The organism is Nostocoides australiense Ben110 (genome assembly GCF_001050535.1).
GTDB lineage: Bacteria > Actinomycetota > Actinomycetes > Actinomycetales > Dermatophilaceae > Nostocoides_A > Nostocoides_A australiense.
The window spans coordinates 2,712,505-2,718,259 of record NZ_HG764815.1; the positions used below are offsets into that span (position 1 = coordinate 2,712,505).

Genomic DNA, 5,755 nt, shown 5'->3' on the forward strand with positions numbered 1-5,755 from the left:
CGACCCCCGCCGCCAAGACCGCCGCCGCGCCGGCGAAGTCGACGGCCCGTAAGGCTGCGCCGGCCAACGCCGCCGCGACGAAGGCCGCTCCGGCCAAGGCCGCCGCCAAGACCGCGACGAAGGCCGCCGCCAAGAAGACGGCGACGACGAAGGCCGCCGCGACGAAGGCCCCGGCCAAGAAGGCGCCCGCGCGCAAGAGCGCCCGCTGATCTGTTCCGCACAACCCCTGGCTCGCTCCGGTGAGCCGGGGGTTTTGTGCTGTCGGGGCGTGGTGTGGTGTCGCGGGCTCTGCGGTGCGGTCAGCCGATGCTCTGGCCCTCGCCGATGCCGACGATCCACAGCCGCGTGACGGTCGGCGGATCGGCGTCCGTGACCTCCATGCTCAGCCGCTGCCCGACGCGCAGGCCGCGAAGACCGCTGTCGCGCAAGGCATCCGACGTGAAGGGGAGGACCACCCCGTTATCGAGGATGACGGCGCCCGAGGCATCGGCCGCGTCGTACCGGTGCACGCTCGCCTGCATGGCACTCACCCTAGGCCCTCGTGCGAGACGGGGTGCGACAGCGCGCCCGCCGCGAGGGCGGCAGCCGTATGCCGCCCGCACCCCAGCTCGATGGCGACGGCGAGATCCGCGCGGACGTCGACGTCGAGGCGCAGGTGCGACGGGACCCGCTCGCACCGGACATACCCGAGGGCTTCGTGAGCGGCGGCCGACCCCGGTCCGAAGGCCGGCTGCAGCCGTCCGTCACGCGACCACAGCAAAACCGTGCCGGTGCCCGCGAGATCGGGGACGAACGCCCGCTCGTGGCCGGCGCACTGAATCAGCCCGGAACGCACCGCTTCGGGCGTGACCGCCGGCAGGTCGCCGAGCATCGCCGCCATGGGCAGTGCGCCGAACGGGACGCCTGCCGCCATCCCGGCCGCAACGGCGGCGTTGAGACCGGCTCCGGTGTCCGGGACGACGAGTGCCCCTGCGGCGCGGGCATATCGGGTGAGGACGGGATCGGGAGTGACGACGACCAGATGCGCGCTGGGCACCCGCATGACCGCGTCGATGGTGTCGGCGGCGAAGGCGCGGCTGAGGCCGGCGCGGCCGGGCACCGTAAGCCGGCTCTTGCCGTGCGGCGCGCCCTGGACCGGCACGATGACGACGCACTCCAGGTCCTCGTCCATTGCCAGGAATCCTGCCACGGCGCGGATACGCTGCACGGGTGATCCGCACTCCCGACCAGCGGCGCCTCCCCGGCGCCTACCGTTTCGTCGTCCGGGTGCTGCGTCCGGTCCTGCAGGTCCTGACGAAACGGGACTGGCGAGGCGTGGCCAATATCCCCGCCGAGGGCGGATTCGTCGTGTGTCCGAATCACCTGTCGCACATCGACGTTCTCATCTTGGGCCACTTCATGTATGACGCAGGCCGGCCGGTGTACTTCCTCGGCAAGGAGAGTGTCTTCCGCGTGCCGGTCGTCGGCTGGATCGTCACGAGGGCCGGTCAGATCCCGGTGCACCGCGGCACGCATCGCGTCGCCGATGCCTACCGCTCGGCCGTCGCCGCGGTGCGCGCGGGCAAGGCCGTCGGCGTCTATCCCGAGGGCACGTTGACACGCGACCCGGACCTGTGGCCGATGCGCGGCAAGACCGGCGCGGCCCGGATCGCTCTGGAGACCCGCTGCCCGGTCATTCCCGTGGCGATGTGGGGTCCGAACGAGTTGCTGGCGCCCTACACGAAGCTCCCGAAGCTGTTGCCGCGCAAGACGATGGGTGTGATCGCGCAACCGCCGGTCGACCTGTCCGATCTGTATGACGCCCCCCACCGCCGGGCCGCCGTCGCCGAGGCGACGCGCCGGATCATGGCCTCCCTGACCAATGGCGTGGAGCAGTTGCGCGGACAGGTCGCCCCCGTCGAGCGCTACGACCCGGCGCACTACGGCGAGAGCGAATTCGGGCACCCCGACAAGAAGGCCGGCTGAACCTACCGAGCGGGTGCACCGAGCGGGTGCACAGGCCGGGCCGGTCCGGCCGCGTCAGCCCGCCCGGGTGAGGGCCTGCTCGACGTCGGCCCAGATGTCCTCGACGTCCTCGATGCCGACGCTGATCCGCACGAGGTTGACCGGCGTGGTCTCGGGCTCGTTGGGGATGGCCCGCCGGCGTTCCCACTGCGTCTCGACCCCGCCGAGCGACGTGGAATTGCTGATCAATGACGCTGCGGCGCACACGGCGTCGGCTGCGCCGCTGCCCCCGCGGATCTCGACGGACACCATCGCCCCGAACCCCGGATACCGCACCCGCTCGATCGCTTCGTGGCGATCCAACCGGGCCGCGAGGATCGCCGCGTTGCGGCAGGACCGCTCGAAACGCACACTGAGAGTGCGGATTCCACGCGTGGCGAGCCAGACTTCCATCGGCCCGGGTATGCCGCCGCCGAGCGTGCGGCGGCGGGCCAGCGCGGCATACCGCTGCTCGTCCTCGACGGCGACGACCAGGACACCGAGGATCAGGTCGGAGTGCCCGGAGAGGTACTTCGTCGCTGAATGCAGCACGATGTCGGCACCGGACTCGAGCGGCCGCTGCAGCAGCGGCGTGGCGAAGGTGTTGTCCACGACCACCAGAGCACCGGCCGCCCGCCCGGCAGCGATCGCGGCCGGCACGTCGGCGACGTCGAGCAGAGGATTGGTCGGCGACTCCAGCCACAGCAGGTCGGCCCCGGCGACAGCGCCCGCGATCGCTGCGGTGTCCTTGACATCCACCCAACGCACCTGCCAACGCCCGGCCGCTTCACCCTCGCGCAACACCGAGTCCACCCCGTTGTAGGCCCCGGCAGGGGCGACCACGACGGCGCCATGAGGCAGCGCGGACAAGGCGGCGTCCACCGCCGCCATACCCGACGCGAAGACCAGAGCACGTCCGCCCTCCAAGGTTGCGACGACCTCCTCGAACGCCGACCACGTCGGATTGCCCTGGCGCGCATATACAACCGGCCCTCCGGCCGTGTAGGTCGAGGTAAAGTGGGGCGGCACGGTCAGGCCGGCGCCGGCCTCGGCCGGCGGACGCCCGGCGGCAACGACAGCGGTGGCGGGACGGCGCGGAGCGCGGGCGGCTGGCATACGGCCGACAATAGGCGCCCGGTGTTGCGTGGGCGTTGCGCGCCCGGTCCGCGACACCGCGCGCAGGTATCGTCGGAGGCGATGACCAGCACCTCAGACCCCAGCGGAAAGCTCCGTGTCGTCCTGTTGTTCGGCGGCCGGTCCTCCGAGCACGTCGTCTCCTGCGCCACCGCAGCGGGCGTCATGCGCGCGATCGACCCGCAGCGCTACGAGATCGTGCCGATCGGCATTGCGCCGGACGGGAAGTGGGTGCTGCTCGACAACGACCCCACGCCGTTGGAGCTGACGCGCGACCACACGCCGCAGGTGCCCGAGGACGCGGCCACCGTGCTGGTGCCGACGAGCACCCGAGACCGCGGCCTGAGCGTGCATGACGCCGGAGAGGTGCCCCGCGAACTCGGCGAGGTCGACGTCGTCTTCCCCCTGTTGCACGGCCCCTACGGCGAGGACGGCACGGTCCAGGGCCTGCTCGAACTCGCCGACATCCGCTACGTCGGATCCGGTGTCCTCGCCTCGGCGGCCGGGATGGACAAGCACTTCATGAAGGTCGTCTTCGCCGGTGCCGGGCTGCCGGTCGGACCGCATACGGTCATCACCGACGCGCAATGGCGCCACGATCCCGCCCTCGCCCGCGACGCCGTCGCCGGCCTGGGGATGCCGGTGTTCGTCAAGCCGTGCCGGGCCGGCAGCTCGATGGGCATCAGCAAGGTCACGTCGATGGACCAGCTGGACGCCGCCGTCGAGGAGGCCCGCCGCCACGACCTGAAGGTCATCGTCGAGGCCGGCATGGACGGTCGCGAGATCGAATGTGCTGTCCTGCAAGGACATGACGGTGCCCCGCCGCGGACCTCCGAGGTCGGCGAGATCGTCGTGCGCGAGGGTCACGGTCACGACTTCTACGACTTCGACGCGAAATACCTCGACGCCGACGCGGTCGAACTCAGCTGCCCGGCCGATGTGCCGCCGGAGGTCAGCGACCGGATTCGCGAACTCGCCGTGCGGGCCTTCATGGCGCTCGGGTGTGAGGGTCTGGCCCGGGTCGACTGTTTCTACACGCGCGCCGGCGATGTGATCGTCAACGAGATCAACACCATGCCCGGGTTCACGCCGAGTTCGATGTATCCGCGGATGTGGCAGGCCTCTGGGGTGTCCTATCCGGAGCTGATCGACGAACTCATCGCCCTGGCGATGGAGCGCCCCGTCGGGCTACGCTAGGCGGCCTCACCCCGACGGCGCCCCCGACGGCACGGACGCCCCCGACGGCACGGACGGCGAGGCAGGCACGGCCCGAGCGCGGCAACCCCTTCGCGATCTCGGTGAAGTCGACCAGGACCATCGTCTCCGGCGCGTAGTCGTCGGGCACGAGCACCTCGAGCCCCGGGTCCGTGCCGTAGGTCGTGAAGGCGTAGCCGTCGTCGAGCTTGCGCAGCACCCAGTCGACGTCGTTGACGGCGATGCACTCGTCCGTCGTCGGCGTCAGGGCCGGTATGCCGCAGCGCGCGATCACCGGCGGGTCACCCCAGGCGGCGAGGGACGGGTCGTCCGGGGATGCCGTGCGCGCGAGTTCGCCGAGCCGGTCGGGCCACGCGACGGACTGGCAGGCCGCGGCCTCGGCCTGGGCCGCCGGCGAGACGTCCACGCCGCCGGGGGAGCACCCGGCCAACAGCAACGGCGCGGCGACGAGCACAGCCAGCCCCCACCGCCCGGGTGAGGTCAGGAGGAGTTCGCCCCACCGCTCGGGTGGGCGGGCGGCATACCCAGGGTTCGGCTCAGACGTGGACAACCGTGCAGGTCAGGGTGCGGGTGATGCCCGGCACTTCCTGGATCTTGGCGATGACGAGTTTGCCGAGATCGTCGACCGTGCCGGCCTCGACACGCGCGATGCAGTCGTAGGGCCCGGTGACGTCCTCGGCGAGGGTGACGCCGGAGATCCCGGAGACGGCCTCCGTGACGGACGCTGACTTGCCGACCTCGGTCTGGATGAGGATGTAGGCCTGAACCACGGTGTCCCCCTGTCGGGTAGCGCCGGTGAACCGGCGGAAGGATCGGGTGCCCCCGGATTGGGGATGTCCGGCAGAACGCTACCCTGCGGGACGTGTCATCGTCTCCCCAGGGTGTCGTTGCCGACCTCACCGAGGACCGGTTGCTGGCCCAGGTGCTCCCGCTGCTCGCCGGATCGCGCACCGAGCGCGTCGGCCCCGGGGACGATGCGGCGGTCCTCGACGTCGCCTCCCCGCTGATCGCGACGACAGACACGATGGTCCTCGGTCGGGACTGGCGCGACGACTGGTCGAACGCGGAGCAGGTCGCGGCCAAGGCAGTGGTGCAGAACCTCGCCGATATCGCAGCGATGGGTGCGGTGCCGACGACGCTGCTGCTGACGCTGGTGCTGGACCCGCAGACGCAGCTGGCGTGGGTGCTCGACTTCGCGCGGGCGCTGGGAGAGCAGTGTCGGCGGTATGCCGTCTCGGTCGCCGGAGGCGATCTCTCGTCCGCTCCCGCGGGGGTCAAGATGGTGACGATCACCGCGCTGGGTGAGCTGGCCGGCGCCGAGCCGGTGCTGCGGTCGGGGGCGCAGCCGGGGGACGTGCTGGCGATCTCCGGTCCGCTCGGCCGCTCGGCGGTCGGGCTGGCGCTGCTGGAACGGGCGGCGTCC

General features: G+C 71.5%; 9 protein-coding genes. 4 read left to right on the forward strand and 5 right to left on the reverse strand.

Annotation, left to right across the window (positions count from 1 at the left end):
- Positions 1–209: hypothetical protein (locus BN11_RS23805; RefSeq protein WP_201329261.1), on the forward strand; the 209-nt coding region annotated here is incomplete at its 5' end.
- A 90-nt stretch (positions 210–299) separates the two neighbouring features.
- On the opposite strand, the gene BN11_RS13070 is transcribed toward BN11_RS23805, so the two are convergent.
- Together BN11_RS13070 and cofC are read right to left on the reverse strand one after the other, a co-directional pair.
- Positions 300–521: a hypothetical protein gene (locus BN11_RS13070; protein WP_048701443.1), complete on the reverse strand. Its 222-nt coding sequence runs from the start codon at positions 519–521 to the stop codon at positions 300–302.
- 5 nt (positions 522–526) lie between these two features.
- Positions 527–1,171: a 2-phospho-L-lactate guanylyltransferase gene (gene cofC / locus BN11_RS13075; protein ID WP_048698356.1), complete on the reverse strand. Its 645-nt coding sequence runs from the start codon at positions 1,169–1,171 to the stop codon at positions 527–529.
- Between the two features lie 38 nt (positions 1,172–1,209).
- Between cofC and BN11_RS13080 the strand changes: the two genes are divergently transcribed.
- Positions 1,210–1,965 carry a lysophospholipid acyltransferase family protein gene (locus BN11_RS13080; protein ID WP_157044140.1) on the forward strand — a complete coding sequence of 252 codons (756 nt, stop codon included), beginning with the start codon at positions 1,210–1,212 and terminating at the stop codon, positions 1,963–1,965.
- Positions 1,966–2,019: 54 nt separating this feature from the next.
- On the opposite strand, the gene BN11_RS13085 is transcribed toward BN11_RS13080, so the two are convergent.
- Entirely contained in the window at positions 2,020–3,099 is a 1,080-nt protein-coding gene (locus BN11_RS13085) for a trans-sulfuration enzyme family protein (RefSeq protein WP_048698358.1), read from the reverse strand.
- Positions 3,100–3,180: 81 nt separating this feature from the next.
- Between BN11_RS13085 and BN11_RS13090 the strand changes: the two genes are divergently transcribed.
- Positions 3,181–4,314 (forward strand): D-alanine--D-alanine ligase family protein, encoded by a 1,134-nt coding sequence (locus BN11_RS13090; RefSeq protein ID WP_048701447.1) that lies wholly within the window; start codon positions 3,181–3,183, stop codon positions 4,312–4,314.
- Here BN11_RS13090 and BN11_RS13095 read toward each other — a convergent pair.
- Together BN11_RS13095 and BN11_RS13100 are read right to left on the reverse strand one after the other, a co-directional pair.
- Positions 4,274–4,882 carry a hypothetical protein gene (locus tag BN11_RS13095; RefSeq protein ID WP_157044141.1) on the reverse strand — a complete coding sequence of 203 codons (609 nt, stop codon included), beginning with the start codon at positions 4,880–4,882 and terminating at the stop codon, positions 4,274–4,276. The genes BN11_RS13090 and BN11_RS13095 overlap by 41 nt on opposite strands.
- The gene (locus tag BN11_RS13100; RefSeq protein ID WP_048698360.1) at positions 4,869–5,102 is read right to left on the reverse strand and encodes an Lrp/AsnC family transcriptional regulator; all 234 of its coding nucleotides are present in this window, start codon (positions 5,100–5,102) and stop codon (positions 4,869–4,871) included. Before BN11_RS13100 ends, BN11_RS13095 begins: the two co-directional genes overlap by 14 nt.
- 92 nt (positions 5,103–5,194) lie before the next feature.
- On the opposite strand from BN11_RS13100, the gene BN11_RS13105 reads away from it, so the two are divergent.
- The coding region (locus BN11_RS13105) for a thiamine-phosphate kinase (RefSeq protein ID WP_162213231.1) at positions 5,195–5,755 on the forward strand (561 nt) is incomplete at its 3' end.